Source organism: Myxococcus sp. MH1, from assembly GCF_059738865.1.
In genome coordinates this window covers 8,125,077-8,151,253 of sequence record NZ_AP026947.1, presented here as the reverse complement: position 1 = coordinate 8,151,253, position 26,177 = coordinate 8,125,077, and the positions used below count along the sequence as shown (strand labels likewise).

General features: G+C 70.2%; 21 protein-coding genes. 11 read left to right on the top strand and 10 right to left on the bottom strand.

Annotated elements, in window-relative coordinates; all coding sequences use genetic code 11:
• Positions 1-70 precede the first annotated feature (70 nt).
• On the bottom strand, positions 71-1,852 hold the full coding sequence (locus tag AC6JA9_RS31970; RefSeq protein ID WP_267699914.1) for an FHA domain-containing protein: 1,782 nt from the start codon (positions 1,850-1,852) through the stop codon (positions 71-73).
• 108 nt (positions 1,853-1,960) lie between these two features.
• Here AC6JA9_RS31970 and AC6JA9_RS31965 point away from each other — a divergent pair, with 108 nt between their 5' ends.
• Positions 1,961-3,595 (top strand): rhomboid family intramembrane serine protease, encoded by a 1,635-nt coding sequence (locus AC6JA9_RS31965; RefSeq protein WP_483578502.1) that lies wholly within the window; start codon positions 1,961-1,963, stop codon positions 3,593-3,595.
• Here AC6JA9_RS31965 and AC6JA9_RS31960 read toward each other — a convergent pair.
• From AC6JA9_RS31960 to AC6JA9_RS31950, 3 genes are all read right to left on the bottom strand, one after another.
• On the bottom strand, positions 3,579-4,580 hold the full coding sequence (locus tag AC6JA9_RS31960; protein WP_223745198.1) for an RNA ligase family protein: 1,002 nt from the start codon (positions 4,578-4,580) through the stop codon (positions 3,579-3,581). The two genes, AC6JA9_RS31965 and AC6JA9_RS31960, sit on opposite strands and share 17 nt — an antisense overlap.
• Positions 4,581-4,676: 96 nt before the next feature.
• On the bottom strand, positions 4,677-5,555 hold the full coding sequence (locus AC6JA9_RS31955; RefSeq protein ID WP_267699917.1) for a hypothetical protein: 879 nt from the start codon (positions 5,553-5,555) through the stop codon (positions 4,677-4,679).
• A 6-nt stretch (positions 5,556-5,561) separates the two neighbouring features.
• On the bottom strand, positions 5,562-6,857 hold the full coding sequence (locus AC6JA9_RS31950; RefSeq protein ID WP_497958319.1) for a hypothetical protein: 1,296 nt from the start codon (positions 6,855-6,857) through the stop codon (positions 5,562-5,564).
• A gap of 433 nt (positions 6,858-7,290) precedes the next feature.
• Here AC6JA9_RS31950 and AC6JA9_RS31945 point away from each other — a divergent pair, with 433 nt between their 5' ends.
• The 4 genes from AC6JA9_RS31945 to AC6JA9_RS31930 all read left to right on the top strand — a co-directional run bounded on the left by AC6JA9_RS31945 (position 7,291) and on the right by AC6JA9_RS31930 (position 12,579).
• On the top strand, positions 7,291-9,600 hold the full coding sequence (locus AC6JA9_RS31945; RefSeq protein WP_223745201.1) for an ArnT family glycosyltransferase: 2,310 nt from the start codon (positions 7,291-7,293) through the stop codon (positions 9,598-9,600).
• Entirely contained in the window at positions 9,597-10,514 is a 918-nt protein-coding gene (locus AC6JA9_RS31940; protein WP_223745202.1) for an ABC transporter ATP-binding protein, read from the top strand. Before AC6JA9_RS31945 ends, AC6JA9_RS31940 begins: the two co-directional genes overlap by 4 nt.
• A gap of 2 nt (positions 10,515-10,516) precedes the next feature.
• Complete coding sequence (locus tag AC6JA9_RS31935; protein WP_046715484.1) at positions 10,517-11,317, top strand: ABC transporter permease subunit; 801 nt, start codon at positions 10,517-10,519, stop codon at positions 11,315-11,317.
• Positions 11,318-11,535: 218 nt separating this feature from the next.
• On the top strand, positions 11,536-12,579 hold the full coding sequence (locus AC6JA9_RS31930) for an SPFH domain-containing protein (RefSeq protein ID WP_223745203.1): 1,044 nt from the start codon (positions 11,536-11,538) through the stop codon (positions 12,577-12,579).
• A gap of 121 nt (positions 12,580-12,700) precedes the next feature.
• Here the strand turns inward: AC6JA9_RS31930 and AC6JA9_RS31925 are convergent, their stop codons facing one another.
• The gene (locus AC6JA9_RS31925; RefSeq protein WP_497958318.1) at positions 12,701-14,437 is read right to left on the bottom strand and encodes a gluzincin family metallopeptidase; all 1,737 of its coding nucleotides are present in this window, start codon (positions 14,435-14,437) and stop codon (positions 12,701-12,703) included.
• Positions 14,438-14,467: 30 nt separating this feature from the next.
• Between AC6JA9_RS31925 and epmA the strand changes: the two genes are divergently transcribed.
• The 3 genes from epmA to AC6JA9_RS31910 are packed head-to-tail and all read left to right on the top strand — an operon-like array spanning position 14,468 to position 16,901.
• Positions 14,468-15,472, top strand: coding sequence for an EF-P lysine aminoacylase EpmA (epmA, locus tag AC6JA9_RS31920; RefSeq protein WP_223781849.1), 1,005 nt, complete (start codon positions 14,468-14,470; stop codon positions 15,470-15,472).
• A complete protein-coding gene (locus AC6JA9_RS31915; protein ID WP_046715480.1) occupies positions 15,469-16,212 on the top strand; it encodes a lysophospholipid acyltransferase family protein in 744 nt (247 codons plus the stop codon). The genes epmA and AC6JA9_RS31915 overlap by 4 nt, the downstream gene beginning before the upstream one ends.
• Positions 16,209-16,901 (top strand): inorganic pyrophosphatase, encoded by a 693-nt coding sequence (locus AC6JA9_RS31910; RefSeq protein ID WP_223745206.1) that lies wholly within the window; start codon positions 16,209-16,211, stop codon positions 16,899-16,901. The genes AC6JA9_RS31915 and AC6JA9_RS31910 overlap by 4 nt, the downstream gene beginning before the upstream one ends.
• A gap of 53 nt (positions 16,902-16,954) precedes the next feature.
• Here the strand turns inward: AC6JA9_RS31910 and AC6JA9_RS31905 are convergent, their stop codons facing one another.
• Positions 16,955-18,025, bottom strand: a complete 1,071-nt coding sequence (locus AC6JA9_RS31905; RefSeq protein WP_497958317.1) for a hypothetical protein — start codon at positions 18,023-18,025, stop codon at positions 16,955-16,957.
• 123 nt (positions 18,026-18,148) lie between these two features.
• Between AC6JA9_RS31905 and AC6JA9_RS31900 the strand changes: the two genes are divergently transcribed.
• Complete coding sequence (locus AC6JA9_RS31900; RefSeq protein WP_223745208.1) at positions 18,149-18,652, top strand: hypothetical protein; 504 nt, start codon at positions 18,149-18,151, stop codon at positions 18,650-18,652.
• Positions 18,653-18,656: 4 nt separating this feature from the next.
• Here the strand turns inward: AC6JA9_RS31900 and AC6JA9_RS31895 are convergent, their stop codons facing one another.
• Positions 18,657-19,511, bottom strand: a complete 855-nt coding sequence (locus AC6JA9_RS31895; protein ID WP_223745209.1) for an energy transducer TonB family protein — start codon at positions 19,509-19,511, stop codon at positions 18,657-18,659.
• A 767-nt stretch (positions 19,512-20,278) separates the two neighbouring features.
• Here AC6JA9_RS31895 and AC6JA9_RS31890 point away from each other — a divergent pair.
• Positions 20,279-21,724 (top strand): nicotinate phosphoribosyltransferase, encoded by a 1,446-nt coding sequence (locus tag AC6JA9_RS31890; RefSeq protein WP_223745210.1) that lies wholly within the window; start codon positions 20,279-20,281, stop codon positions 21,722-21,724.
• Positions 21,725-21,733: 9 nt separating this feature from the next.
• A complete protein-coding gene (locus AC6JA9_RS31885) occupies positions 21,734-22,705 on the top strand; it encodes a cysteine hydrolase family protein (protein WP_223781852.1) in 972 nt (323 codons plus the stop codon).
• Between the two features lie 234 nt (positions 22,706-22,939).
• On the opposite strand, the gene AC6JA9_RS31880 is transcribed toward AC6JA9_RS31885, so the two are convergent.
• From AC6JA9_RS31880 to AC6JA9_RS31870, 3 genes are all read right to left on the bottom strand, one after another.
• Entirely contained in the window at positions 22,940-24,058 is a 1,119-nt protein-coding gene (locus AC6JA9_RS31880; RefSeq protein WP_223745212.1) for a glycerate kinase, read from the bottom strand.
• Between the two features lie 243 nt (positions 24,059-24,301).
• Positions 24,302-24,796 carry a YkgJ family cysteine cluster protein gene (locus AC6JA9_RS31875; RefSeq protein ID WP_223745213.1) on the bottom strand — a complete coding sequence of 165 codons (495 nt, stop codon included), beginning with the start codon at positions 24,794-24,796 and terminating at the stop codon, positions 24,302-24,304.
• Positions 24,797-24,826: 30 nt separating this feature from the next.
• Positions 24,827-26,137 (bottom strand): class I SAM-dependent rRNA methyltransferase, encoded by a 1,311-nt coding sequence (locus tag AC6JA9_RS31870; RefSeq protein WP_223781853.1) that lies wholly within the window; start codon positions 26,135-26,137, stop codon positions 24,827-24,829.
• Positions 26,138-26,177: the final 40 nt, after the last annotated feature.

Here is a 26,177-nt window from a genome sequence, read left to right as displayed (position 1 = left end):
GAGCTGGGGCTCGGGGAGGGGGCGAGCACGCGCAGCCAATGGGGGATGGTCCGCCTCCCTTGAGCTTCTGCTATCGGTTGCTGTCGTACGCCTTCAGGAGATCCGTAACGCCCTTGCGAGAGGGGTGATTCGCCGGGGCGAGCTCCAGGAACTTTCGGTAGTGCTTGGCCCCCTCGTCGATTTCGTTGAGCCGTGCGCGGGTGATTCCCAGCACGAGGTGGCAGTCGGCGTTCGAGTCGTTCACCCTCGCGCACTTCTCCGCGAAGGTGAGCGCCTCGCGGTAGTTCTGCTGCTTGAGGAGCTCGCGCGTCTTGCTCACCAACTCGATGGTGGGGTCTTCGACGTTCGCCTTGTCGGGCTCCTTGGCGTTCGCGGGCGGGGTGTTCGCGGGGGGCTTCTGGGCCTGGGCTGCCGCCTGCGCCGCCGCGGCCTCATCCTGCTGCTTCTTCTCGAGCGCCCCGACCTGCTTCCTCAGCTCCGCGTAGCGGTCCTTGAAGAACTCGGTGCTGGCGGCGGCATCCAGCGACTTCTTGGCGTCCTCGAGCTTGCCCGCGCCCAGTGAGTTCTGCGCGTTCTCGAGTTGAGCCTGCGCATTCTTCTCGGAGTCGACCTTGCCCTGCAGCTGCTTGGCCTCCTTCCGGGACTTGTCGCCCTCGGGAAGCTCCGCCAGGGTGCTCTCGGCCAGCTCCAGGTCCTTGCTGTCGAACGCGGCCCGGGCCTTGTCCATCAGCTCCTTGTAGGTCGGCTTCGCCGGCGCGGCAGGCGTCTCCGGCTGCGCCACCGTCTCCGGCGGCTTGACGTCCTCGGGCGGCTGCTTCACCGGAACCACCGGGGGCGGATCCACGGGCTTCGTGTTCGGCACCACGGCCACGGGGTCGACAGGCTGGGGAGTCCCCCCACCAAGCTGACCCTGCTTGTACATCCAGAAGATGACGCCGCCACCCAGCAGCAGCGCGACGAGCCCGGCGACCAGCGGCAGCTTCGACATGCCGCCTTCGCTGGCGCCCTGCTCCTCGGCCTCGTCCGCGGCATCACCGGCGGCCAGGAAGCGCAGCTTCACGTGGCCCAGCTCCACCACGTCGCCGCTGTTCAGCGTCGCCTGGGCGTAGCTTTCGCCGTTGACCGTCATCCCGTTGGCGGACTGCATGTCGATGACACGCCACTCGCCGGTGTTCTCGCGCACCAGCTTGGCATGCGTGCGCGACAGCGAGCGATGATCCAACGTGATGTCGTTGTCGTCCGTCCGGCCGATGCGCAGCTCCGTCCGGATGCACGCGAACTCCTGACCGCGCAGCTCGTCCGGGGTCAACACCACCAGACGCGGCGCGTCCTTGGTGTCGATGTCCTCCAGCTTTCGCGGGCGGTCCGCCTCCACATGATCCAACCGGATGATGGAGGTGGAGTTTCGACGCTTGTCCGCGCCGTCCAGGGACGGAGGAGTGTGGTCGTTCTCCTCCCCGTCGCCGGGCGACTCGTCCTCGGAGCCCTCAGGCTCGTCGGGCTCTGATTCCTGCCGGCGCGCGGGCACCTTGGTCGTGATGGGGCCTACGGCGTTCGCGGCGCCCTCGGCCTGGAGTGCCAGGTCGTAGTCGCCGATCTGGATCAGGTCGCCCTCATTCAGGGGCGACTGACCCGCGATACGCTCGCCGTTGATCCGGGTGCCGTTATAGCTACCCAGGTCCTCCACCACGACATGGCCGTTCAACCGCACCAGTCGTGCGTGACGACGAGACACGTTACGTTCCGTCAGGCGGATGGTGTTTCCCTCCTGACGGCCGATGGTGATCTCGTCGCGCACGAAGGGAACAACGGTCTTGCGCCCCTCGTCGTCTTCGATGATGAGCTTCAGCACGGGTCCGATCCGCGTACAGTCATAGCAGAACGCCCTTTCAAACCACAAGTCATGCATCCCCCTCAAATGACAGGACTTTCTCCCCAGCAGGTGGGGCAGCCGGGCCTGTTGTCCATCGGTCAAGCGGCCGGGCAGGGGGGCGCTCGGGCGTTTCCCTGGGTCACGCTGACCCTGGTGGGGGTCCTTCTGGGGGTCCATGGCGCCCTGGTGATGCGGGGCCCCGTCGACGTGGACGCGCTGGTGCGCTGGGGCGCCAAGGCGGGGCCGCTCGTCCTGGAGGCGGGGCAGGTGTGGCGTCTGGCGACGGCCAACCTGCTGCACCGGGATGCGCTGCACCTGGCCCTCAACGTCGTCGTGCTGGTGGCCGCGGGCGTGGCGCTGGAGAAGGTCTGCCGACGTCGCGACTATGTCGCGCTGCTCGTGGCCGCGGGGCTCACCACCATGGCGAGCTCGCTTGCCTGGTCTGGCGCGGTGAGCGTGGGCGCGTCGGGGCTCGTCTATGGATGCATGGGCGCGCTGCTCGTGCTCGGACGCCGTCACCGATCACACGCCGCCTTCCGCGTGCGTTGGCTCTCCGGGGAGAGCGCGATTCCCACGGTGCTCGTGTTTCTCTGGATGGGCTGGACATCCGTGGGCGTGGACAACGCCGGGCACCTGGGCGGCCTGGTGACGGGGCTGCTCGCCGGAGCGTTCCTGGAGCCGCGCGAGCTGGAGGGCATGACGCGGCCGGGAGTGGCGCGGCCGGTGGTCGGCGTCCTGGCGGCCCTCGCGGTGTCGACGGCGGTGGTGGTAGAGCGCTCGGGCTGGCGGATGGAGCGGGATGACGGCTTTGGCGTCGCGGTGATGATGCCCCAGGGATGGAGTGGCGAGGTGGACGGGCAGGGGCGGCGCACGTTCTCCAACGGGCTGCCGGGACTGGGGCGCGCCACGTTCTCCGCGGAGGCCATCGAGGCGGGGGAGCCTGGCGACGGACTCGCGCAGGCGCGGCATTTCAAGGAGGAGACGCTGCCGCTCGGTGTGCCCGGACCCGAGGGACGGACGCTCTCTATCCAGGGCCCCCAGCGCACGCAGATCGGCGGCAGGCTCGCGCTGAGGCTGCGCGCGGAGCTGGACGGGCCGGCGGGAGGAAAGCGGCTCATCGCCTTCTTCGTGCCGCGCGGCGAGTGGGTCTACCGGCTGGTCTTCATCTGGCCCGCGCAGTGGCCCGCGTACCAGGACATCGTGAGCCGGATGGTGGCGGAGCTGCGCTTCGATGAGCCCTCGGTGCTGCGCGAGGCGCGGGGACGGGCGCTCCTGTCTCCAGGCGCCGCGGGACCGCAGCGGGAGCTGGGCGCGGTGCTGCGGCGGCTGGGCGCGTCGAGGCAGGCCATCGTCCCGCTCACGGAGGCGGTGCGCCTGTCGCCCTCACACGTGGGCGCGAGGGTGGAGCTCGCGCGGGCGCTGCTCGATGCCGGGCGCGTGGACGAGGGCTGTCACGCGGCCGAGGAGGCGGAGGTCTACGGACCTTCGGACACGGGCGCGCTCGAGGCGGGCGTGCGCTGCGAGCTGTCGCGAGGCGCGCTGCCCCGAGCGCTGGAGCGACTGGAGCGTGCGCGACGCGTGGACCCGCAGGATGCGCGCCTGAGGGCCGCCGAGGCCGCGTTGCGCGCGGTGCTGGAGACCTCCTCGCCCCATCCCTCCCAGGAGTCGCCGCGTCCGGGCGGCATCCTGGAACGGGGGAGCCGGCTCACTCCTCGTCCTTGAGCAGGAAGTCGTTGTTGATGACCTTGAACGACAGCCTGCCGCCGCCCAGCGTGGGCGACTGCCGCTCGACGAGCGGCCGGACGACGATGCCTTCCTTGCGGTTCTTCGTCCCGGGGTAGGAGCCCTGGGCCAGTCGCAGGTAGTGCTCCAGGCCGTGCTCGAACGCGCGCGCCTCATCGCCCGTGATGACGTGCTCCACCGGCACCGAGCGCAGCCCGTGCCGCTCGCAGAACGCGAGGTGCTCCGCGTGGCCCAGGAAGTGGCCCGTGCGCGTGTCGTGGACGCTGAAGACGAACAGGTCCACCGCGTCGAGCCCCAGGCGGTTCTTCTGGATGCCCGGTCCGCACAGCTCTCCCTGGATGGCGAAGCCGGGTGGCAGGACGGTGGCCAGCGCGTACTTCTCCGCCACGCGCCACGCCGGGTGCTTGCCGGGCTTCAACGCCCAGTTGCGCGAGCACGCCACCAGCTCACCCTCCAGCGTCCGCAAGAACGTGGACGAGGTGCCGTCCAGCTTCGTCGTCACGTAGAAGTCGAGGCCCCGAAGCTCGTCGAGCACGCCCAGCGCCGACTGCAGTCGAATCTCGTCCGTCTTCGGCACCTGGCCCGGGAAGGGGCCGGCCACGTCGTTCCCGTCGGAGGGCGTGGGCTCGAACTTCACGACGCCCAGCGCATCCTTCACGTCCGTGCCGATGGGCGGCACCTCGCCCCCCAGGATGGAGGTCGGCAGCGCGAGCCCCTGGGACAACACGCCCCTGAGCCTCGCCGTCTTCACGCGGAAGCTCCGGGCCCGGAGGAACTCCGCCCAGGCCTTGCCCTCCGGAAGCTGGCTGTCGATTTCGAAGAAGACGCACGCATCCCCGGGCGCGAACTCGCCCCTCCTCACCACCACGTCCCAGCCCATCACCCGCGCCTTCAGGATGTTGTCGGCTCCGGGGATGTCCTCCAGGTGGTCGATGCGCTGAATCGAGACGAGCTTTCTCTCCATGACGGACCTCCCATCGCGCCGCCACGAGGGGCGGGCTCCCTGGTGACGCCACGTGCCTCGCGGGCTGACAGCCCCGCTGGCACACCGGGGGCCTTGTTACCTCGCGCTGAAGGCCCGCACCACCAGGCTCGCGCCCACCGTCCACGTGTCCCGTCGGAAGAGGCCCGCATCGCCCTGGACGGCGCCGCCGGACAGGCGCAGCGCCACGGGCTGGTCCGCCACGGCGAGGAACACCCGCTCCAGTGACGCGTCCGCGCGCATGCGGAAGGAGGTGCCTCCGTCCACGCCGTGCGTCCATCCCGCGAGCCCCGAGGCGCGCAAGGCCCACAGCCCGTCCTCGCTCTCCAGCCCTCCGTCGAACATCAACGAGGTGAAGGGGGACAGCTCCTGCGAGGTGCCGTCCCGCGAATGGCGCAGCGTGTGGGTCGCGACGGGGCCCACGCCGAACCAGACGCGCTCGGTCTCCGAGCGAATCGGGTCCACCAGGAGCCCCACGCGTCCGGTCTCCAACGTCCACCCCGGTCCCTCCCAGACGCGGCGCTCCAGGTGGGCCGCGCGCAGCGCCACCGTCACGTCGAACGGGAAGGGGATGCGCAGCGGGCGCGCGGTGGGAATCAAGATGAAGCCCTCCTCCAGGTGGCGACGCAGCAGCCCGTCATACGCGGTGAAGGACAGGCCCCGACGCGCGCCGTCCCACAGCTCCACGTCGACCAGTCGATGGTTGTTGAACCACGGGGTGCCCTTGCTCCGGCTGGTGCGGCCGCTGCGCAGACGCACGCTCGCGCGCAGGGACAGGGCCTGGACGCCGTCGTTCATCACGACGCCCGAGCCCACCACCAGCCCTTCGCCTGGGTCGAAGCAGACGGGGAACGGGTCACCGAGCGCGTCGTGTGGAGCACACGGGTCGACGTGGGGCGTGTCCACGCCTGGGGTGGGGGCCATGGTCAGCAGCAAGGTGAGACCGAGCGCGAGCACGGGCTTTCAGTCCCGCGCCTGCTGGGCCTTGGGCGCGGAGCGGCGCGCGGGAGCCCAGAGTGAGAAGCGGAGCCCCGCGGAGGCGGACCACTCCCAGCGCTGCGGCAGGTAGGGGATGTCGTTGCGCCACATCCCGCGCGCATCCACCACCAGCGACAGCGGCTGGTCGTTGATGGCGATGAGGATGAGCTCGTAGCCGGCGGAGACCTTGAGTCGCTCCGGCCTCAACGGGCGCCCGAGGATGGCGCGCGACAGGAGCACCTTCTCCGCTTCCACGCCGAGGCGCAGGTGATGGAAGCCATCCCGGTCCAGCGTGAGGTCCGCCTCCAGCACGGCGCCGGGGACGAGCGAGTTGACGTCGTTCTCGTAGTCGCGCTCGGCGGACGGGCCCGCGCGCACGCGCACGTACGACACCATGTCGCGCGAGTGCCACAGGTCCAACGTGGCATGCACGCTGCCCCAGGTGAGGAAGCCGCCCTGCAGCTCACCGCGCTCCACCTCCTCCACGCGCAGCGCCTCCAGCCACAGGCCCATGTCGAGGCTGATGTCATACCGGCGCGGCTCGCCGAAGAACGTGGTGATGCGGAACAGCGGGTCATCGCGCTCGACACTGAAGTCGTAGCGCAAGAGCGTCGAGTCGAGCGTCCGTTGCCCCAACATCACCTCCGTCTCCAGCATGCGCAGCCGGTGCAGATGCCGGTCGTCGGCGAGCTCCAACGCGATGCCGAAGTCCAGACGCACGCGGTCCTCGCGCGGGACGCCTTCCCGCCACAGCGGGCTCCACGCGCCGCCCAACCAGATGCGTCGGTGCAGGTCGAAGTTGAACTGCATCACCCGGCCGCGCTCATCGCGATACCAGCCGGGCGGCGCGTCCGCGATGGAGGGCTCCAGCCGATACTGGCGCAGCACGTCCGCGGGGATGGAACCGTCACGCTCGAGGATGCAGCCGCGAGCGCGCTCCAGCATCCGGTCCGTCTCCCGCCCGTCCATGTCCAGCTCGTGCTGCGGGGCGATGAGGCAGCGTCGCTCGCGGGTATCGCACTGGGCCCTCCAGTACCCCGAGGGAACCGCGGGTGTGGGTGGCAACGTGAGGCACACCACGGGTCGCTCCGGGGCCTGCATGGGCAGTGGGTCGGCCGGAGGCTGGATGGCGGACGCGACGAGGGGCGCACCTTCGTCCGGGGTGCGTTCGAACAGCGGCCCCGTCGCTTCGTCGGGCGCGCGGCCCTGTCCCTCGGAGGGCGGAGGCGTGGGGGCGGGCTCGCTGTCGGGAGGAGGCGTCCCCCCGGATACCGGGGTCACCGGAGGGGCGCCTTCATCGCGGTGGGTCGGCTGCCCGTCCGCGGGCTGAGGCTCGAAGGGGGGCGGCGTGAGGAGGGGAGGCGTGGGCCGCACGGGGGCATCCCTGCCCTGGGTGGGCGGGGGCCCGGCGGGGGGCGCTCCCTCCCACTGAGCGAGCAACAAGGCACAACCCAACGTCACCGCTGACACGAGCATGGAGCCTCCGCGAACCGGACGGAGGCGGCCGTTACAAGGCCCGTGCCCCTGGCCGCTCCCCGGGCTCGCGGCATGTGGGCCTCCCTCTTCCGTGCACGCTCCTGCACAATGGCGCGCAAGCTCTGGCACGGTGTGCCTCCGGCGGAGGTCGACCGGCGGGAGTGGCGGAGTTATAAGGCCGCGTCCTGCCCGTGACGCGCAGGCAACCGCCCGAAACGACTCAAGGAGCCCATCACCCGTGGCGAGCGACGGCGAACAGCAGGAACAGCAGCAAGCGCAGACCTTCGCCGAGTCCATCCTCGGCAAGGAGCTTCTCTCGGCGCCCTGGATGCGGCGTTGGCTGGCGCTGCCGACCACCTGGCGCGTGGTGACGTCCACGGCCTTCTTCGCGGCCCTGCTCTTCCTTCCGTACCTGGGCGCGGTGGGCCTGTGGGACTGCTGGGAGACGCACTACGGCGAAGTGGCGCGGATGATGATCGTCCGGCGCGACTACGTGTTCCCCTTCTGGGAGAACGCGTGGTTCTTCTCCAAGCCGCCGCTCACCATGTGGATGCAGGCGTTGGGCATGCAGGTGGTGGGCACCGTGCAATCCGGCGGCGCGCTGGGCCTGTACACCGAGTGGGGCATGCGCGTGCCCTTCGTCCTCCTGAGCATCACCGCGGTGACGCTGCTGTCGCTCGCCGTGTCGCGCGTGGTGAGCCGCCGCGCGGGTCTGGCCACCGGCTTCGTGCTGGCCACCATGCCGCTGTACTTCCTGCTCACCCGCCAGACGGTGACGGACACGCCCTTCGTCACCACGTTCGTCTGCGCCATGGCGTGCGCGCTCATCGGTCAGCTGGATGACTCGACGAAGCACCGCGCCGCGTGGTGGTACGGCTTCTACTTCTTCGCGGGCCTGTCCACCCTGGCCAAGGGCCTGCTCGGCGTGGGCCTGCCGGCCGTCATCCTGGTGCTCTACGCGGCGCTGGCCGTCATCCCGTGGGACGGGGCGAGCCTGGATGCGCACCTGCGCTGGCTGACCGACGGCGGCTTCCGCAAGGACGTGCGCGAGGGGCGCCAGCCGATGCCGGTGCTCTGGGGCCAGATGTTCAAGATGAAGCTGGGCACGGGCATCCTGGTGTTCTTCGCGGTGGCCGCGCCCTGGTACGTGGTGATGTCGCTCTTCAAGAGCGTGGACGACGAGGGCAAGCTCTTCTGGTACCGCTTCTTCGTGCACGACCACCTGAACCGCCTCACCGCGGGCGTGCACACCACCACGCCGGGCGGCACGTTCATCTACTTCATCGAGCAGGGCGGCTTCGGCATCTTCCCCTGGGTGGCGCTCCTGCCCGGCGCGTTCTCCGTCGTGGCGAAGCTGAAGCTGCGCTCGGAGAAGAAGTCGGACCACCTGGCGCTCATCACCGTCATCTGGGTGGCCTTCGCCTTCTGGCTCCTGGCCTCCAGCGCCACCAAGTTCCACCACTACGTCTTCCCCGTGCTGCCGGGCCTCGCGGTGCTCATCGCGCTGTTCATCGACCGGCTGTGGGAGGACGGCATCCCCACGCACGCGGTGAGCCTCATCTTCGGACTGGTCCTCTTCGTGCTCGTGGGCAAGGACCTGGCGGAGAACCCGAAGAACTTCACGGACCTGTTCGTCTACAACTACGAGCGCCCCTATCCCCAGGACCTCGTCACCCGGCCCATCGCCTTCTTCTCCCGCGCGCTGTGGACCGGCGACCTCGTCACGCTGGTGCTGCTGGCCTTCGGCGTCTACCTCTCCTTCGAGGCCTTCTCGCCCAAGACGCGGGAGAAGGTGACGCCGGGCTCGCGCGCGGTCGCGCTGCTGTTGCTCCTGGCGGGCGCGGCCACGCTGACCGCGGTGGCCTCCGGCGCGAAGGTGTCCGCCACGGGCCTCATCGGCGTCGCGGTGGCGGCGGCGGCCGCGTTCCTCGGGTGGCAGTCGCTCAAGTCGGAGCCGGAGGGCCGCTCGTCGCTGCAGCTGATGGCGGGCGTGGTGGCCGTCGTGGGCGTGGTGATGGCGGTGCGCGGGTTCAAGGCGCCGGCCGGTGAGGACTCGCTGCTGCGCTCGCTGTCGGAGCCCGTCAACGTCAAGGGCGCGCTGGGCTTCGTCTTCGCGGTGGCGGGCGCCATGGCGGTGGTGGCCACGCTGATGCGCGCGCGCACCATGCTGTTCGGCACCTTCTGGATGCTGGCCGCGGGCTTCGCGCTCTGGTTCAACTGGAACCACTGGGTGGACCTGTCCCACCACTGGACGCAGCGCGACCTGTTCTGGCGCTACTACGCGCAGCGGCAGGAAGGAGAGCCCATCGTCGCGTACCTGATGAACTGGCGCGGCGAGACGCTCTACTCCAGCAACACCGTGGAGCAGTACCGCAGCGGGGACTACAACGCGAAGCTGCGCTCGCTGGTGGCCCGGCCCGGGCGCGAGTGGGTGCTCGCCGAGCAGAAGATGCTCGCCACGCTGCGCAACGCGGTGGGCCCGGACAAGGTCGTCACGCCCGTGGACCGGGACATCAACAACAAGTTCGTGCTGGTGACCATCGATTGAGCGGAATCGACGTCCAGGGGCTGGGCAAGCGCTTCGGCGAACGCGTCGCCGTGGAGGGGCTCACCTTCCACGTGCGGCCGGGCGAGGTGTTCGGCCTGCTCGGCCCCAACGGCGCCGGGAAGACGACGACGGTGCGCATGCTCACCGGCCTTCTGACTCCCAGCGAGGGTCAGGTGTCCGTGTGGGGCCACCGGGTGGACCGGGACGGCGAGGCGCTGCGCAAGGTGGTGGGACTGCTCACCGAGCAGCCCGGCCTCTACGACCGGCTCACCGCGCGGGAGAACCTGCGCTTCTTCATGAAGCTGCACGAGCTGGACGAGGCGAAGGCGTGGCCTCGCACCCGGCACTATCTGTCGCGCTTCGGGCTGGGCGACCGCGAGCTGGAGCCGGTGGGCGGCTTCTCCAAGGGCATGCGCCAGAAGCTGGCCATCGTCCGCACGCTGGTGCATGACCCGAAGGTCATCTTCCTCGACGAACCCACCAGTGGCCTGGACCCCGAGTCCGCGCGCACGGTGCGCGACGCGGTGGCGGAGCTGGCGGCGGAGGGACGCACGATTGTCCTGTGCTCGCACAACCTGGCGGAGGTGGAGCGGCTGTGCGAGCGCGTCGCGGTGGTGAAGCGGCGGCTGCTCCTGATGGGGCCGGTGCGCGAGCTGCGGCGCGCGGGGCAGGCGCTGGAGGTGCGCGTGGAGGGTGAGGCGGAGCGCTACCGCAACGTGCTCGCGTCGCTGCCCTTCGCGCCCAACGTGCTGACGGAGGGCATGCGGCTGCGCGTCATGCTGGAGGATGACTCGCATGCGCCGGACGTGCTGGCGTGCCTGGTGGGCGCGGGCGCGCGGGTGCACAGCGCGGTGCCGGCGCAGCGGCCCCTGGAAGAGGTGTACCTGGACCTGCTTCGCGAAGGGGGAGTGTAGCCGTGGCATTCCGTCCGCGCCGGGCCCTGGCCGTGTTCTGGAAGGACTTCCTGGACCTGCGCAAGAACGTGGGCCTGCTGGTGTCCATGGCGGTGCTGCCCACCGTGATGGTGGCGGTGCCCATCATCGTGGTGTGGACGTACGTCAACACGCCCAACCAGGCGGACCTGCGCAGCGTGGCGCAGTTCTATGACCCCTCGCTGCCCCTGGGTGCGTCGGCCGCGCGCTTCCTCATCGACAAGACGCTCACCGACTGGTTCGGCCTGTTCCTGGTGATGCCCATCTTCGTGCCCATCCTCATCGCGTCGCAGAGCGTGGCGGGGGAGAAGGAGCGCAGGACGCTGGAGCCGCTGCTCGCCTCGCCGGTGACGGCCGCGGAGCTGGTGGCGGGCAAGAGCCTGGCGTCGCTGGTGCCCGCGGTGGTGATTACGTGGGTGGCCTTCATCCTGTTCTGCGTGGGCGTGGACCTGGTCGCGTGGCCGCTCGTGCAGGGGCCGCTGATGCCCAACGCGCTGTGGACCTTCGGCGTGCTGGTGATTGCGCCCCTGTTCGCCTTCTTCGGCAACGGCGTCGCGGTACTCATCTCCGCCCGGGTGAGCGAAGCCCGCATGGCGCAGCAGATCTCCGCGCTCGTGGTCCTGCCGCTCGTCGGCATGGTGGGCGGGCAGGTGGCCGGCGTCCTGAAGGCGGGCTTCATGTACTACGCGCTCCAGGGCGCGGTGGTGCTGGTGCTCGACCTGGTGTTGCTGTGGGCGAGCATCCGCCTGCTGGACCGGGAGCGCCTGGTCAGCCGCTGGGGCTGAAATAAGGGCCGGAACGCCGCCGTTGACCGGGCATCAGACACAGGGCCGCCCGGTGGGCGAGCGGCTAGGCAATGGCCAGTGAAACTGGCATGTTGCAGGCAGGGCAGCCGGTCGGAAAGCGGGCGCGCTTTCGTCGCGGGGGCCATGTTCTTAGAGAGGGTCGGGTGGTGGCGCGGATTTGCCGGCCGCCACGGCGGCCACGGAGGCGCTGACTAGCAATGGGTATCTTCGACACCATCAAGGGTGAGGCGAAGCGCAACTTCATCGCTCGCGCGGACACGGCGAAGGGGGAGATCATCTACAAGTATCCGGAGAACAACATCCGGATGCTGACCCAGCTGACCGTGGACGCCGACGAGGTGGCCCTCTTCGTCAAGGACGGCAAGGTCGAGGGGAAGCTGGGTGCGGGCCGTCACCAGCTCGACTCGAACAACATCCCGTTCCTGTCGCGCCTGCTGGAGAAGTTCACGGGCGGCAACCTGTTCGTCGCGGAGGTCTTCTTCGTCTCCGTCCGTGAGTTCCCGGGCATCAAGTTCGGTGGCCCCATCGGCGACGTGCGCGACCCGGAGACGGGCCTGGGCATCGGCACCATGGTGTACGGCGACTTCTCCATCCGCGTGACGGACCCGGAGAAGCTCGTGGTGGGCCTGGTGGGCATGGGCCGCTCCAACAACGAGGCGTTGCTGGGCTGGTTCAAGAACCAGGTGCTCAAGGTGACGCGCGACCGCATCGCCGAGCTGCTGGTGAAGAAGCGCTGGCCGCTGCTCGACGTGACGAGCGGTGCGTACACGGAGGAGATTGAGACGGAGGTCATCGCCGGCCTCAAGCCGCACGTGGACGACTACGGGCTCACCGTGGTGCGGATGGGCAACTTCCACGTCAGCATCAAGGAGGAGGACGAGGCGACGCTGAAGAAGCTGGGCAAGGACGTGGCGTACTCGCGCCTCGCCGGCGGCTTCCAGCAGTACGCGCAGGGTCAGGCGATGCTCGGCGCGGCCGAGGGCATGGCCAAGGGCGGCGAGAGCAGCGGCAACGCGCTGGGCGGCATGGGCATGGGCATGGGCTTCGGCATGGCCCAGCAGTTCATGAACAACCAGCAGCAACAGCAGCAGCGTCCTGCGGAGCCCGCGCAGCAGGCGGCCCCGGCCGACACGCGCAGCCCCGCGCAGCGCCTGAAGGAGATCAAGGAGCTGAAGGACGCGGGCGTGCTCTCGGATGACGAGTACAACGCCAAGCGCGCGGAGCTGATGAAGCTCCTGTAGTCCTCAGCGTCGCTGACGCGACACCGGGCCTCCGTCCTCCGCTGTGAGGGCGGGGGCCCTTGTCGTTGATGGGGCCCACATGACGAAGGCCTCTGCCCCTCGCGAGGCAGGGCCCGTCGCGTCACTGCCCGGGGCCAGCGGCGGGCATCGAGGAGGCGGCGCCCTGCGGCGTCGCATCCTGCGCCGTGGGCGCGGGCGCACCCTCCGGCCCGGGCGCGCTGACGGTGTCCTCCGACTTCATGTCCAACCGGATGGGCACCTGCAGCGTGGTGCCCAGGCGCAAGAGCAGCACGTCCGGCTCGATGCCCGGCTCGCCGATGGCCTGGGCCACCTCGCGCGCGGACAGCGCGTTGCCCTTCGCCCACAGCGTCTTCAGGAACTCACCCGCCTCCGGCGAGTGCCACCACGACGGACCGAAGCGCGCCTTGAGCTGGGCTTGAATCTGCCCCGCCAGGAACCACGCGCGGAAGCTGTCCGCGGACTGGAAGAAGTCCTCCTGGTCCACCAGGTAGCGCGCCGTGTCCTCGGCCGTCATCGGGATGTCGTCCGTGCGCGACATGATCTCCCGGTAGAGCTCCCTGGGGTCCACGTCCGCGCGCCGGTGCAGCTCCAACTGGTACAGCAGCCGGCCCGCCGCGTGACGGATGAGGTACAGCTTGTGCGCGCTCGACGTCGCCAGGTACTTCGCGCGCTCCTCGCCGCTCAGGCCCGCGTGCTCCTCCAGCCACACCGGGTCCTCCAGCAGGTCCTCGAAGAGCGACGAGTACGCCTCGCCCACCGTGGGGTTGCCCAACCGCGCCAGCTCGAAGCGCGTCTCCGCGGTGAAGGCCGCATGCAGCGCGTGCCCGAACTCGTGCAGCACCCTCGCCTGGTGCAGCACCCCCGAGCCGGGCTTGAACGACACCCGCACGTCCTCCGGCACGCGGACCGCCAGCGCCAGGGGCCGCGAGTTCTTCTTCGGCAAGTCGCGCTCGTCGATCTCCACGTTCTTCTGCGTGGACAGGTCCAGCTTCATCCCCGCCAGCGTCTCGTGCGCCTTCTTCAGCGACACGCCCTTGGGGAACGCGTCCTCCACCTCGCGCGAGCGGAACAGCCGCGGGATGTCCGCGCGGGTGATGTCCTTGAAGGCCAGGTTCAGCTCGCGCTGCGCCAGCCGCTCCATGACGACGCGGTACGGCCCCTGCGTGGCCTGCAGGATCTCCTCCGCCAGCACGCTCAGCTTGCCCAGGTCCGCCTGCCTTAGCTCGCTGCCGAAGGCCTCGTACGAGGGGAAGCCCAGCTCCTTCACCCGCTTCTCGGCCTCCTCCTCCTTGCGCCGCAAGGTCTGGTTGAGCCGCTCCAGCGCGGGCGTCGCCGCCGCGTAGAGCGCCTTGCGCCGATTGCCGCTGCGCTCGTTGGCGAGCAGCCGCTCCAAATCCCGGTAGCGCAGCTCCTTGCCGTCCAGGTTGAAGGTGAGCGACGCCTCCAGGTTGGCGGACGCGTCGTTGTGCTCGGCGAGCGCGTGCGACAGGTACTCGCCCGCGAAGTGCGAGTGCAGCGCGGTGAGGGCGCGCACCTCGCGCGGGTCCTGGGTGAGCTGGCGCAGCCGGTCCAGCTTCCGGATGTTGTCGAGCGTGAAGAGGTCCTCCTGCCCCGCGTACGTCCCGGAGACGTCCACGTGGCGGCCCTCGGTCCAGAACACCCACACCAGGCGGTGCTGGGCCTCGAGCAGCGTCTCCGCGCGTGAGGCCAGGGCTCGGACGTCCGCAGTCAGCAGCTGCTCCTCCGTCGGAGGCGGCCGGTTGTCGGCGGGAGGCGCCTTGTGGCAGGCGCTCAGGCAGCAGGCGACTGCGAGGAGGAGGGGAATCCTTGGGTGCATGTGGGGCCTCATGTTACTTCCGGCCCGCCCATGCCCAACCTTTCTCAATGGCGGGCCGCCCGCGGACGCCAGGCCCTCTACTCCGCCCTGCGACGTTTCTTCGCGGCAGAAGGCTACCTGGAAGTCGAGACCCCGCTGCTCATCCCCACCCCCGGGATGGAGCCGCACATCAACGCCTTCGAGGCCCGCTTCGTCCCGGAGACGAACGTGGGCGTCGAGCGCCCGCTCTACCTCCACACCAGCCCCGAGTACGCGATGAAGCGCCTGCTCGCCGACGGGGCCGGCCCCCTGTTCCAGCTCTGCAAGGTGTTCCGCAACGGCGAGGTCTCCACCACGCACAACCCGGAATTCACGATGCTGGAGTTCTACCGGCCCCAGGCGGACTACCACGCCATCATGGCGGACCTGGAGGGGGCGCTGGCGGAGGCGGGGCGCTCGGCCACGGAGGGTGAGCCAGGCGCGGACCCGGCCTTCTTCACGCGCACCCCCTACGAGCGGCTCACCGTGCGCGACGCCGTGCTGCGCGCCACCGGGGTGGACATCCGGGTGCACTCGGACGGGCCCTCGCTCAAGCGGGCGGCGGAGGCCATCGGCGTGCGGACGGGCGACGCGGAGAGCTTCGACGACGTGTTCTTCCACCTGTTCCTGCAGCGGGTGGAGACGGGGCTGGGGTTCGACCGGCCGACGTTCCTCATCGAGTACCCGGCGTCGATGGCGGCCTTGTCACGGCTCAAGCCCGGGGACGCGGCGGTGGCGGAGCGGGTGGAGCTGTACGCGAAGGGGCTGGAGCTGGCGAACGGGTTCAGCGAGCTGACGGACCCGGCCGAGCAGCGCGCCCGCCTGCTCGAGGAACAGGACCTGCGACGCAGACTGGGACGTTCCGTGTATGCTCTGGACGAGCGGTTCCTCGACGCGGTAGGTCGAATGCCACCCTCGGCGGGCATCGCCGTGGGGCTCGACAGAATCCTGATGCTGCTGCTCGGGGTCCAGCGCATCTCGGATGTGCTCCTGTTCCCCGCCCACGAGTTCGTGTGATTCGAGACATCGTCCGGACAGCGTTCGCGGGTGTTTCAGCAGTGGGGCTGACGGGCGCTGCGTCGTCGGCGATATCGGCGCTGTCGGTGGCCGGCGCGCATCGGGAGGCGGACAAGCTCCTGAAGCTCTGGGCGCAGGGCGTGCTGGCGTCGGCGGGCGTGCGTCACGAGGCGGTGGGCCTGGAGCACATTCCGACGGAGGGCCACGTCGTCTTCGTGTGCAACCACCAGTCGCACTACGACGCGCCGCTGGGGTTGGCCTACCTGGAGAAGCACACGCGCTTCGTGGCCAAGGCGGAGCTGTTCAAGATTCCGGTGTTCGGCTCGGCGCTGCGGCTGGCGGGCAACATCCCCGTGGTGCGCAGCGGCAGCAGTCAAGACAGGGCCCGGCTGGAGGAGGCCGTGACGGCGCTGCGCGAGCGGGTGAGCGTGCTCTTCTACGCCGAGGGCACGCGCAGTGAGGACGGCCGGCTGCGGCCGTTCAAGAAGGGGGCCGCGACGCTCGCCATCCAGGCGGGCGTGCCGGTGGTGCCCATGGCCGTGTCAGGGACCCGGCTCATCCTTCCCAAGGGAGGACGGGCCGTGCGGTGGGGACAGCGCGTGGCATTGGCGGTGGGAGCGCCCATCACCACGCAAGGCCTGACGATTCAGGACCGCGAGGCGCTCACGCGCCAGCTGGAGGACGCGGTCGCGCAACTCTACTCCGAGGCGTGTCGACGCTCGGGAGACGTACCTACATGAAGAAGCCCGCACCTCAGAAGTCGTTCGCATCTCATCCCTGGCACGGAATCACCCCTGGCAACGACGCTCCGGAGGTCGTCACCGCGTACATCGAAATCGTCCCCACGGACGCGGTGAAGTACGAGCTGGACAAGGAGTCGGGCATCCTGATGTTGGACCGCCCGCAGCGCTTCAGCAGCCAGTGCCCCACGCTGTACGGCTTCATCCCGCAGACGTTCTGCGACGAGCTGGTGGCGAAGCGCTGCGCCGAGCGCACGGGCATGCGCGACATCAAGGGCGACGGCGACCCGATTGATATCTGCGTGCTGACGGAGAAGGTGGTCAGCAACGGCAACCTCCTGGTGCGCGCGGTGCCGGTGGGCGGCTTCCGGATGGTCGACGGCGACGAGGCGGACGACAAGATCATCGCCGTGCTCGAGTCCGACCTGGTCTACGGCGAGCTGCAGCACATCGCGCAGCTGCCGCGCCCGCTGCTCGACCGCCTCAAGCACTACTTCCTCACCTACAAGCAGATTCCCGGCGAGGGCAAGCGCAGCGTCGAGATCGCGGAGGTGTATGACCGCCCCGAGGCGCTCGAGGTCATCCGCCGCAGCATGAAGGACTACGACCGCGTCTACGGCAACGCGCCCACCACGCCCGTGCGCAGCCGCGCGCGGCGTCCGGTGGCGCGCAAGAGCCGCGCGTCCTGACGGTGCCTCACCGGGGAGCGGGGCGGTGTCGTCCGCTCCTCGGTGATTGGGACTCAGGGCTGGTTCGGGTCCGTGCCGATGCCCTGGTACGGGTTGAAGGTGTACGTCCGGGAGAACTGTGACGACGGGCTGAAGTAGTGCGCGGCGAGCTTCGCCGGGTCCGTGGCGATTTCTCCTCGCAGCACCGGGCCGTCATTCCCGTCGTCCCAGCCCCACGGCGCGTTGGCGGAGTTGGACGAGCAGTTGCCCGCGACGAGCCCGCAGCCGCCGCTGGTGTCGCCGCGGAAGGTGCCCCAGCCGGAGAAGAGCGTGGAGAGCTCGCGGCGCTGCCAGAGCCCCTCGCCGCCGTACAAGTCGAGCAGCTTGTAGCGCACGTCCGCGGCGGTGGCGGACGCGGGCTGCTCGGCGAGCGTGAGGGAGGGGAAGTACTTCACGCCGTCACCGACGATGTCGTAGGCCGGCCACGCCTTGAGGCCATGGCCCTTGGCCTCCTGCGCGGTGATGGGATGGAGCACGCCCTCGAAGGACGCGAGCGACAGCGTGCCGTCCACGCTCTCCGCGCCCGAGCCGAGCGGGCTGCCGGTGGGAACGAAGGAGAAGAAGTCCTTGTGCGCCACCGTCACCGCGCCCACGAGCGCGCCGTACTCGCTGCCGTCGCGCTGGACGATGAGCAGCACACCCTCGCCGTCGTTCTCGTGCTCGCTGTCGAAGATGTTGTCGGACCAGTCGCGCGGGTGGAAGAACAGGTAGAGCAGGTACCAGTGCGAGCTGGTCTCGACGACGGACTGGTACGCGTGCGCGGGCAACAGCCGCGAGCCCGTGTTGTCCCAGTTGTTCGTCCCGCTCCAGTCCCCGTCGAAGTCCACGCGCGTGAGGAAGTCCGACTTGCCGCCCAGCGAGTGGGAGCCCGTCACGTCCACGTCCTGGTAGTGGATGGGCGCCCACCGCTTCGTGAGCGCCGCGCGCGCCGCCGTCGAGCCGACCCCGTCAAGCAGCGCCCGCTGCGCCTCGCCGAACGGGTCGTCCTCGGAGTACCCCTCGCCGCAGCCCGCGAGCAGCCCCAGGGACACGGTGACGAGGGTGGACACCAGCACTTCGGAAACACGACGAAGAGGTGACGGCATGCCGGCCTGCCTTTCTGGAAGGCGTCACTCCACGTCATCTTGGATAAATTGTGAACACTGCTTTACTTGAAAAACACGTCAAGGCCGGGTGGGGTGGAACGGCACCATCCGGAGGTCGTCGTGATGCGGATTCGTTCGTGGGGGTTGTTGTCGCTGTTGGGGCTGTCGACGTTGGCGGGGGCGCGTGGGCTTCCGGGAGCATTCGTTCCGGGCAAGGAGCACGGGCCGTTCGTGGACGTGGTGGAGTACCTGAGCTCCGAGGAGGATTTCCGCGCCTGGTTCCAGCTGCGCGCCAACCTGCGCAAGAACTTCGATGACATCTGCGGGGACACGTTCTGCGAGGGGGACTACAGCAACATCGAGACGGTGGTGTTCCGCTGTTCGGTGGGGCAGCGCTCGGGAGTCATCGGTCAGTGCCTCTGGGTGTTCGGCGGCAGCTACGAGCACATCGATGCCAGGTCGGGGGCCATCACCACGGAGGCGCGCACGTGGGCCTGCACGAGCCCGTTGGTGCCGGGCACGACGATGGCGGCGCTGTTGAAGGCGCTGTCTGGCCCGGAGCCGATGGACGCGCCGCTGCCCGGCACGAGCACCACGCTCTATGACGGGTTGATCGACTGTCTCTAGCGGCTCAGCGCAGCTCGACGAGCCGCACGCGCTTGTAGATGCGCTTGTCCAGGGGCAGGCGCGTGTCGATGAAGCCGAGCGCCTCGTCGAACTCGAAGGTGAAGATGGGGATGGGCGGGCTGATGGAGAGGATCAGCTCGAACTCCCAGAGGCTGGTGATTCGCTCGCGCTTGCCCACGGCCTCGGCGGGAGGGGGCGGGAGCTTCTGGGCGGCGGCGCGGACGTCCTTCATCGCCTCGTTGTCCACCTCGGGCTGGTGGCTGGGCTCCACGAGCTCGACGTCGAGCAGGCGTCCTTGAGGGTCCTGCACGACGCGGATGAGGGCGCGGCGCGTGGCCCGGAACTCCTCGCGCATCTTCTCGCGCAGCTCCTGGCGCATGCGCAGCGTGGGGTCTCCGACCTGGCTCGCGGGGCGGCGACGGTCCTCCTCGAGGGGCTTGTTCGCGGCGAAGGCACCGGTGGCGCCGTAGTTGGCGGCGCGCTCGCCCCACACGCGGCCGTACGCGCGGCTGCGCTCCATGCCCATGTCGAAGTAGCCCTGGAGGCCATGCTCCTTCACGGCGCGGTCCGCGTCCCAGAGGCCCAGCAGTGTCTTGCCCAACTGGCTGAAGTAGGGATGCACCAGTCCCCGGTCCACCTTGCCCCGGCCGACGCCCTCGGCGACCAGCTCCTCGACGAGCGCCTGGGGGGAGGTGGGCTCACGGGCGCCTCGGAGCTCACGCTCCTGGGGCGCTTGTTCCTCGCTGCGCCACGCGGAGACGCGCTGGGTCCGGGCCGCGAGCAGCAGGCGTGCTCCCTCGCGCCGCGCGTCGGTGGGCGCCGCGCGCGGGATGTCACCGTGTGGAGCCTGTCGCGGCACGTCGGAAGACTCAGCTGACTGAGTGTTCTCGCTGGGGGCCTGCGCCATGAGGGGCGCGTCGGCCGGAGGTGGACGGTTCGTGATGGCTCGCGTGTCGGCCAGCTCCCCGCTCGGGCTGTCATCGCGAGGCTGGGCGGACAGGGCACCCGCGGTATCGGGGCGCGGCGCGTCCGCGGTCAGGGTGTTCGCGTCGCGCTGGGGCGCGGCTCGGACGATGCCTTCCTTCGGGGCCGGGGTGGCGCGTGCGACGGCGCCGTCGGTTCGGTCGGAATCCGCTGGAGGGGCCTCAGGTGCTCGTGCGGTCTTGTCGGGCCGAGGAGGGCTGGTTTCGGACCTCCGTGGGGCCGCGCCGCTGTCACCGCTTCGGGCGCCGCCAATGGATGCGTTGGGGAGAGGCGCGCGGGCGTTCGCGATGGCATCGCCGTCATCGCCCCGGCGGTCCTCCGATGGCGTGGACGGGGGGACTGGAGGCGGGGCGGGCGGTGAGCGCACCTCCACCTCGACCCACTCCAGCGCGGGGCGCGGGGGCTGGGGCGCACGAGGCCCTCGGAGGGCGCCCTCCGGAACCCTGTCGACGCCCAGCCACAGGAGCCCATGCAGGGCGAGGCTGGCGACGAGCGCGGGGAGGAGGCGTCGGGAGGGGGCCGGCGACATGGGTTCCAGGTTTAATCACGCCTGCCCGGTGTGCTTGGGAAAGCGCGGTGGAAGGGTAGGAAACCCATCATGGCGCGCGTAGTCTCCTGTGACATCGGAGGAAGGTACCCAGGATGGCGACCTCGCTGCTCGCGACGGATGGCTACAAGTTCAGCATGGCGGAGGCCGGTTGGCCGTTGCGCCGGGAGACGTTCTATTACTCACACCGCAAGGGCGGCCTCCAGGTCATGCCGCTGGACCTGGCCGCCTATGTGCGTGCCCTCCTGCCCGAGCCCAAGCCCGAGGACTACGACTTTCTCGCGAAGTACGACTACGAGATGGGCGTGGGCTTCAAGGCGGCCATCCTCCGCAAGGAGAAGCTCTCCGTCCGCGCCATCCCTCGCGGCGCGTGCTTCTTCCCCCGCGAGCCCATCCTCACCGTCACCGGTCCCTCCGCGCTCGTCTCGTGGGTGGAGCCGCTGCTGCTCCAGCTCAACTTCCGCATCCAGGTGGCCACCCAGGCCCTGACGGACCGCGAGGGACTGGCGCGCGCGCTCGCCCGCGTCACCTGCGACGAGCAGAAGGCGATTGCCCTGGAGACGCTCGACGCGGTGGGCGTCAAGCCGGTGCCCATCACCGTGGACTCGGAGGGCTACCTGCAGCGCGTGCGCGCCACGGTGAAAGAACTCATCGACGCGGTGGAGGACCCGGCCCGCATCTTCGAGGTGGGCCTGCGCGCGGCCACCTGCCAGCAGCAGCACGAGCTGGCCCTGCGGGCCTGCAAGGACGTGGGGGTGACGCGCACCAGCAACGTGGAGGGCGCGCGCAAGCTGGGGATGATTCCCGTGGGCACCATGGGCCACGAGCACATCCAGCGCTTCGGTTCGGACGATGCCGCCTTCCGCGCCATGCGCGAGCGCCGTCCGCAGCGCTCCAGCTACCTGCTGGACACCTTCGACACGCTCACCTCCGGCATCCCCGCCGCCTTCCAGCTCATCCGCGAGGAGCCGGGCGCGGGGGACTCCATCCGCTTCGACTCGGGCAACAAGAAGCTCCAGTACCTGTACGCGGTGACGCGCGCGCGCGACATCGGCATCAAGCCCGTCAACATCCTCGAGGACGGCCTGGACGCCGAGGCCACGCGCGAGTTCGAGGACCTGCGTCGACAGGTGGGCTGGGAGCCGGGCTCGCAGTTCTACGGCTACGGAGGCCACATCGTCGCGCGGACCATGGAGTGTCCCTTCACGCGCGACAAGGTGGCCGCCATCTACAAGCTGTCGCAGACGGGCCCGCAGCCGGTGATGAAGTTCGGCAACGAGCTGGCCGAGGGCAAGCAGAGCATCCCCGGCACGCCCGTCCTGTTCCGCCGCCGCCACGGCTCCGGGCCCATCGGGTTGGTGGGACAGGAGGGCGAGCCCGTGCCGGATGGGTACTTCCCGCTGATGGAGGCCGAGCCCGAGACGCCTTCGCTGGTGGGGGCGCTGGAGGTGAACTCGGAGCCCGCGAAGATTTCCCAGACGCAGGCCACGCGCGCGCTCGTCGAGGAGCTCACGCGCAAGCACTTCCCCAAGGGACGCTGAGGACGACCCATGACGCTGCCGATTCCCCGGTTCCACGACGACGCTCGCGCCGGACAGCTCTACCTGGAGCGCACCGGAGAGGTCGCCGAGGAGGCCCTGCGCTACGCGGCCGAGCACCGCGTGCGTCCGGCGAGCGAGGACCGCGTGCGCATCGCGGCCTTCGGCATCGACGTGCAGGTGGCCTTCTGCACGCCCGGCGCCAGCCTCTTCGTCCCGGGCGCGGTGGAGGACACCCAGCGCACGCTGCGCTGGCTCTACGCGAACCTGGGGCGGGTGACGGAGCTGGTGTTCTCGCTCGACACGCACCGCGTCTTTCAAATCTTCCATCCCGCGTGGTGGCGTGACGCGGAGGGCAAGCCCCCGCCGCCGCTCACGTCCATCACCGCCGCGGACGTGCGCGCGGGCCGCTGGCGCGCCACGCGCTTCGAGGCGGAGAGCCTGGAGTACTGCGAGCGACTGGAGGCGAGAGGTCGCTACGTGCACACCATCTGGCCGTACCACGCGCTGCTGGGCGGACTGAGCCACGCGCTGGTGCCCGCGTTCTACGAGGCGAGCGCGTTCCACGCCCTGGTGCGCGACACGCCCACGCACTTCGAGCTGAAGGGCGAGCACCCGCTGACCGAGAACTACTCGGTGCTGTCGCCGGACGTGACGGAGGTGAAGGGCCAGCGCGTGGGGGAGTTCAACACGCGCCTGTTCGAGCGGCTCATGACGTTCGACCGCGTCTACGTGTTCGGCCAGGCCAAGTCGCACTGCGTGCTGTCCACCCTGCGCGACCTGCGCGAGCACATCGAGCGCACGGACCGCTCGCGGATGGGGCGCGTGCACATCCTGGTGGATGCGATGAGCCCGGTGCCCGCGCCGCCGCTGAATCCGCTGCCTCCCGCGCTCGACTTCCCGCGCATGGCGGATGCGGCCATCGAGGAGCTTCGCGCGGCGGGCATGCGCGTGGTGCGCACGACGGACCCGCTGGAGGACTGAGCCGCGAATCCGGTGGGGTACCCCACATCCGGTCCCGCGTGCGTCGGGCCCACGCCAGTCGCCTGGGCCCGTCACGCGCGTCCGAGGTGCCTCCCGGCCTGGTCGCGTGCGTGAGCCTCCGCGCGCCGCCTTGAGGCGCGCATCCGGTGGGGTACCCCACATCCGGTCCCGCGTGCGTCGGGCCCACGCCAGTCGCCTGGGCCCGTCACGCGAGTCCGAGGTTCCGCCCCGGCCTCAGCGCGTCGTCTTGAGTCGCGCCGCCGTCCAGCGCGCCACGGCTTCCTGGAGCACCTCCGCCGCCGTTGCGCCGGGACGCGCCTGGGTGCTCAGGTCCACCACCGTGTGGAACAGGTCCAGCTCCACGCCTTCATCGCGGCGCACCGAGCCCGCGAAGAGCTCCACCGGCGTGCCGTGCTCACGCGCCAGTCGCGCCAGTCCCCCGGGGCCCTTGCCCAGCGACGTCTGCCGGTCGAAGCGTCCCTCGCCCGTGAGCACCACCTCCGCGAGCAGCACGCGCCGCTCCAGCCCCAGTGCCCGCGCCACCAGCTCGTACCCGGGCACCAGCCGCGCGCCCGCGAGCGCCACCAGCCCGAAGCCGAAGCCTCCCGCCGCGCCCGTGCCCGGCCAGCCCGCGGACAAATCCCCCACCACGCGCGAGTAGTGCGCGAGCGCCGCCTCCAACTCCTCCACGCCCTGCGCGTCGGCACCCTTCTGCGGACCGAACAACCGCGCCGCTCCATCCGCGCCCAGCAGCGGCGACGTGACGTCCGTGGCGCCCATCAGCTCCACCTTGCCCAGCCGGGGATGGCGTCCACTCGCGTCCACCCGCGCGAGCGCCGAGAGCGCCGCGCCACCGGGCGGAAGCGGATGTCCGTTCGCATCCAGGAACCGATAGCCCAGCGCCGTGAGCGCGCCCGTGCCGCCATCCGTCGTCGCGCTGCCACCGAGTCCGATGATGAGCCGCTCGCAGCCCGAGTCCAGCGCGGCCCGCATCAGCTCACCCGCGCCGTACGTCGACGCCTTCCTCGCGCTGACGGGATTGGGCTCCAGGTGCGCCAGCCCGGAGGCCGCGGCCATCTCCACCACCGCCGTGCGCCCGTCCTCGAGCAGCGCCCACGCGGCCTCCATCGGCTTGCCCAGGGGACAATGCACCCGGCACACGCGGCGCTCGCCACGCGTCCCCGACAGCAACGCCTCCACGGTGCCAGGGCCGCCATCCGCCAGCGGCGCCAGGTCCAGCACCACCTCGGGAGAGACCTCCCGCACGCCCCGGGCCATCGCCTCCGCGGCCTCCGACGCCGTGAGGGTGCCCTTGTACTCCTGCGGTGCGACGAGCCAACGCGGCGGTATCACGACGAGGACGCTCCACCGGCCACCGGGTGGTCTCCGTTCCCCTTCGTCCTCGCAGTCAGACTTCTCCGCACGCCCACGCCTCCACAGCCGGATTGCCCGCGCAATCATGGCCTCGTCGGCGGGCGAGTTCACACTGATACATGCGTCATGTGTCTCTGAACTTCTGGAATTGCCTCAATAGCTTGAATCCAAGAGTGGGATTCAATGCAGACCCGGAGCGGTGGGGTGGGTAGGGATGACCCGTCAGGGTGTCTTGGTTGACGCCCGGGCGAGGGCCTCGGCGTGCCACTCGAGCAGGGGCCGGGGCGCGCGCAGCGAGGGCTCGCGCTGCTGGGAGACGCGCTCGAGCCGCTCCAGCAACGCCCCCACGGTTTCTGCGGGCTGGCGGGCGGGGCCGCGGATGCGCTCGCAGAAGAACGTGCGGCAGCCGAAGGGCCGGTCCGCGTACACGGTGCAGCGCTTGCCGGCCGCGTCCAGGTAGGGACAGCCGCCGTCCTCGCGCGCGGGCGGCAGGGGGCGGCCCTGGGTGAGCAGCTCCCACTCGGGCAGCCACAGCCAGGGCTGGCGGCCCGTGCGGGACAGCTGGCAGCACTCACCGCTGGCGGGGCAGGAGAAGGGGCCGTAGGCGGCGTCGGCCTGGCGGAAGATGGCGCGCACTTCCTTGAGCGCGCGCTCCTTCTGGTGGGAGCCCCGCGTGGTGGGCGCTTCCTCCTCGTCATCCCAGTCCCGGCTCCGCATGTCCTCGCCCTCTGGCCGCGCGCCGGGCGCTCACATCGCGCGCAGCACGTAGCACTTCAGGTAGCGGGTCTCCCGCAGGTTCACGAGCACGGGGTGGTCCTTGCCCGCGCCGCGCCGCTCGATGATCTGCATGCGCCGCTTCGCGTCCGCGGCGGCGGAGGCGAGCATGTCCTCGAAGGCCTGCTCGTCCACGTGGTACGTGCAGCTCGCGGTGATGAGGTGCCCGCCGGGCCTGAGCAGCTGCATGGCGCGCAGGTTGATCTCCTTGTACCCGCGCACCGCGGCGGCGAAGGCGTCCTTGTTCTTCGCGAACGACGGCGGGTCCAGGACGATGGTGTCGAACTTCCTGCCGTCGTCCACCGCGTCGCGCAGGAAGTCGAACGCGTTGGCGGCCACCACATCCACATTGGAGAGCTTGTTCGCCTGGGCGTTCTCACGCAGCTGGGCCGCGGCCTGGTCGGAAATCTCCACCGCCGTGACGCTCTGGGCCCGCGTGGCGAGCTGGAGCGCGAAGCCGCCCACGTACGAGAAGCAGTCCAGCGCCTCGCCCGCGGCGTACTGCGCCGCCATGACGTGGTTCTCCTTCTGGTCCAGGAACGCGCCCGTCTTCTGGCCCTCCAGCAGGTCCGCGCGCACGCGCACCATGCCCTCGTCGAAGGAGATGGGGCCCGGGGGCAATTCGCCGCGCAGCAGGCCCTTCTCCGGCGTCAGGCCCTCCAGGTTGCGCACGCCCACGTCCGAGCGGTTGACGATGCCGCGCGGCTTGAACTGCGCCTCGAGCAGGTCCGCGATGAGCGCCTTGCGCTGCTCGGTGGCGGGCACCAGGAACTGCACGCTCAGGTAGTCGCCGTACCGGTCGACCACCAGGCCCGGGATGCCGTCCGCCTCGCCGTGCACCAGCCGGTACGTCGTCTCGCCCGGCAGCGCGCTCTTGCGCAGGGCCTGGGCGGACAGGAGGCGCTGGCGGAAGAAGTCCTCGTCCACCGCGACGTCGTCGAAGCTCAGCCAGCGCAGCGAGATTTTCGACTGGCGCGAGTAGAACGCCTTGCCGATGAACCAGCCGCGCCCGTCGGTGACGCGGACGATTTCGCCGCCCTGCAGGCCCGGGTCGCCGTTGAGGTCGGCGCGGTAGATCCACGGGTGGCCCGCCTGCCAGCGCTCGACGCCCCGGCGCAGCAGGGAGACCTGGGGCAGGCCATCCGGGCCCAGCTCGGGCGAGGTGCGGTCCGGGGCCACCTTTTCGGGGCGGTGGTGGGGGCGGCCTCGGCCCTGTCCGGACGGCGGGGAGGAGGGTCTGCCGCCGCGATGGGGGCCGGAGGGGGGCTTGGAAGAGGTGGGCATGGCGTTGGGCGGCGTATACTCGCAACCCGCGTGAGATACG

What these genes read in the sequence shown, in the direction of transcription:
- AC6JA9_RS31890 (WP_223745210.1), top strand. Translation starts at nt 20,279, where the DNA reads ATGGCGACCTCGCTGCTCGCGACGGATGGCTACAAGTTCAGCATGGCG.
- AC6JA9_RS31960 (WP_223745198.1), bottom strand. Translation starts at nt 4,580, where the DNA reads ATGGAGAGAAAGCTCGTCTCGATTCAGCGCATCGACCACCTGGAGGAC.
- AC6JA9_RS31875 (WP_223745213.1), bottom strand. Translation starts at nt 24,796, where the DNA reads ATGCGGAGCCGGGACTGGGATGACGAGGAGGAAGCGCCCACCACGCGG.
- AC6JA9_RS31925 (WP_497958318.1), bottom strand. Translation starts at nt 14,437, where the DNA reads ATGCACCCAAGGATTCCCCTCCTCCTCGCAGTCGCCTGCTGCCTGAGC.
- AC6JA9_RS31885 (WP_223781852.1), top strand. Translation starts at nt 21,734, where the DNA reads ATGACGCTGCCGATTCCCCGGTTCCACGACGACGCTCGCGCCGGACAG.
- epmA (WP_223781849.1), top strand. Translation starts at nt 14,468, where the DNA reads ATGCCCAACCTTTCTCAATGGCGGGCCGCCCGCGGACGCCAGGCCCTC.
- AC6JA9_RS31905 (WP_497958317.1), bottom strand. Translation starts at nt 18,025, where the DNA reads ATGCCGTCACCTCTTCGTCGTGTTTCCGAAGTGCTGGTGTCCACCCTC.
- AC6JA9_RS31900 (WP_223745208.1), top strand. Translation starts at nt 18,149, where the DNA reads ATGCGGATTCGTTCGTGGGGGTTGTTGTCGCTGTTGGGGCTGTCGACG.
- AC6JA9_RS31870 (WP_223781853.1), bottom strand. Translation starts at nt 26,137, where the DNA reads ATGCCCACCTCTTCCAAGCCCCCCTCCGGCCCCCATCGCGGCGGCAGA.
- AC6JA9_RS31930 (WP_223745203.1), top strand. Translation starts at nt 11,536, where the DNA reads ATGGGTATCTTCGACACCATCAAGGGTGAGGCGAAGCGCAACTTCATC.
- AC6JA9_RS31910 (WP_223745206.1), top strand. Translation starts at nt 16,209, where the DNA reads ATGAAGAAGCCCGCACCTCAGAAGTCGTTCGCATCTCATCCCTGGCAC.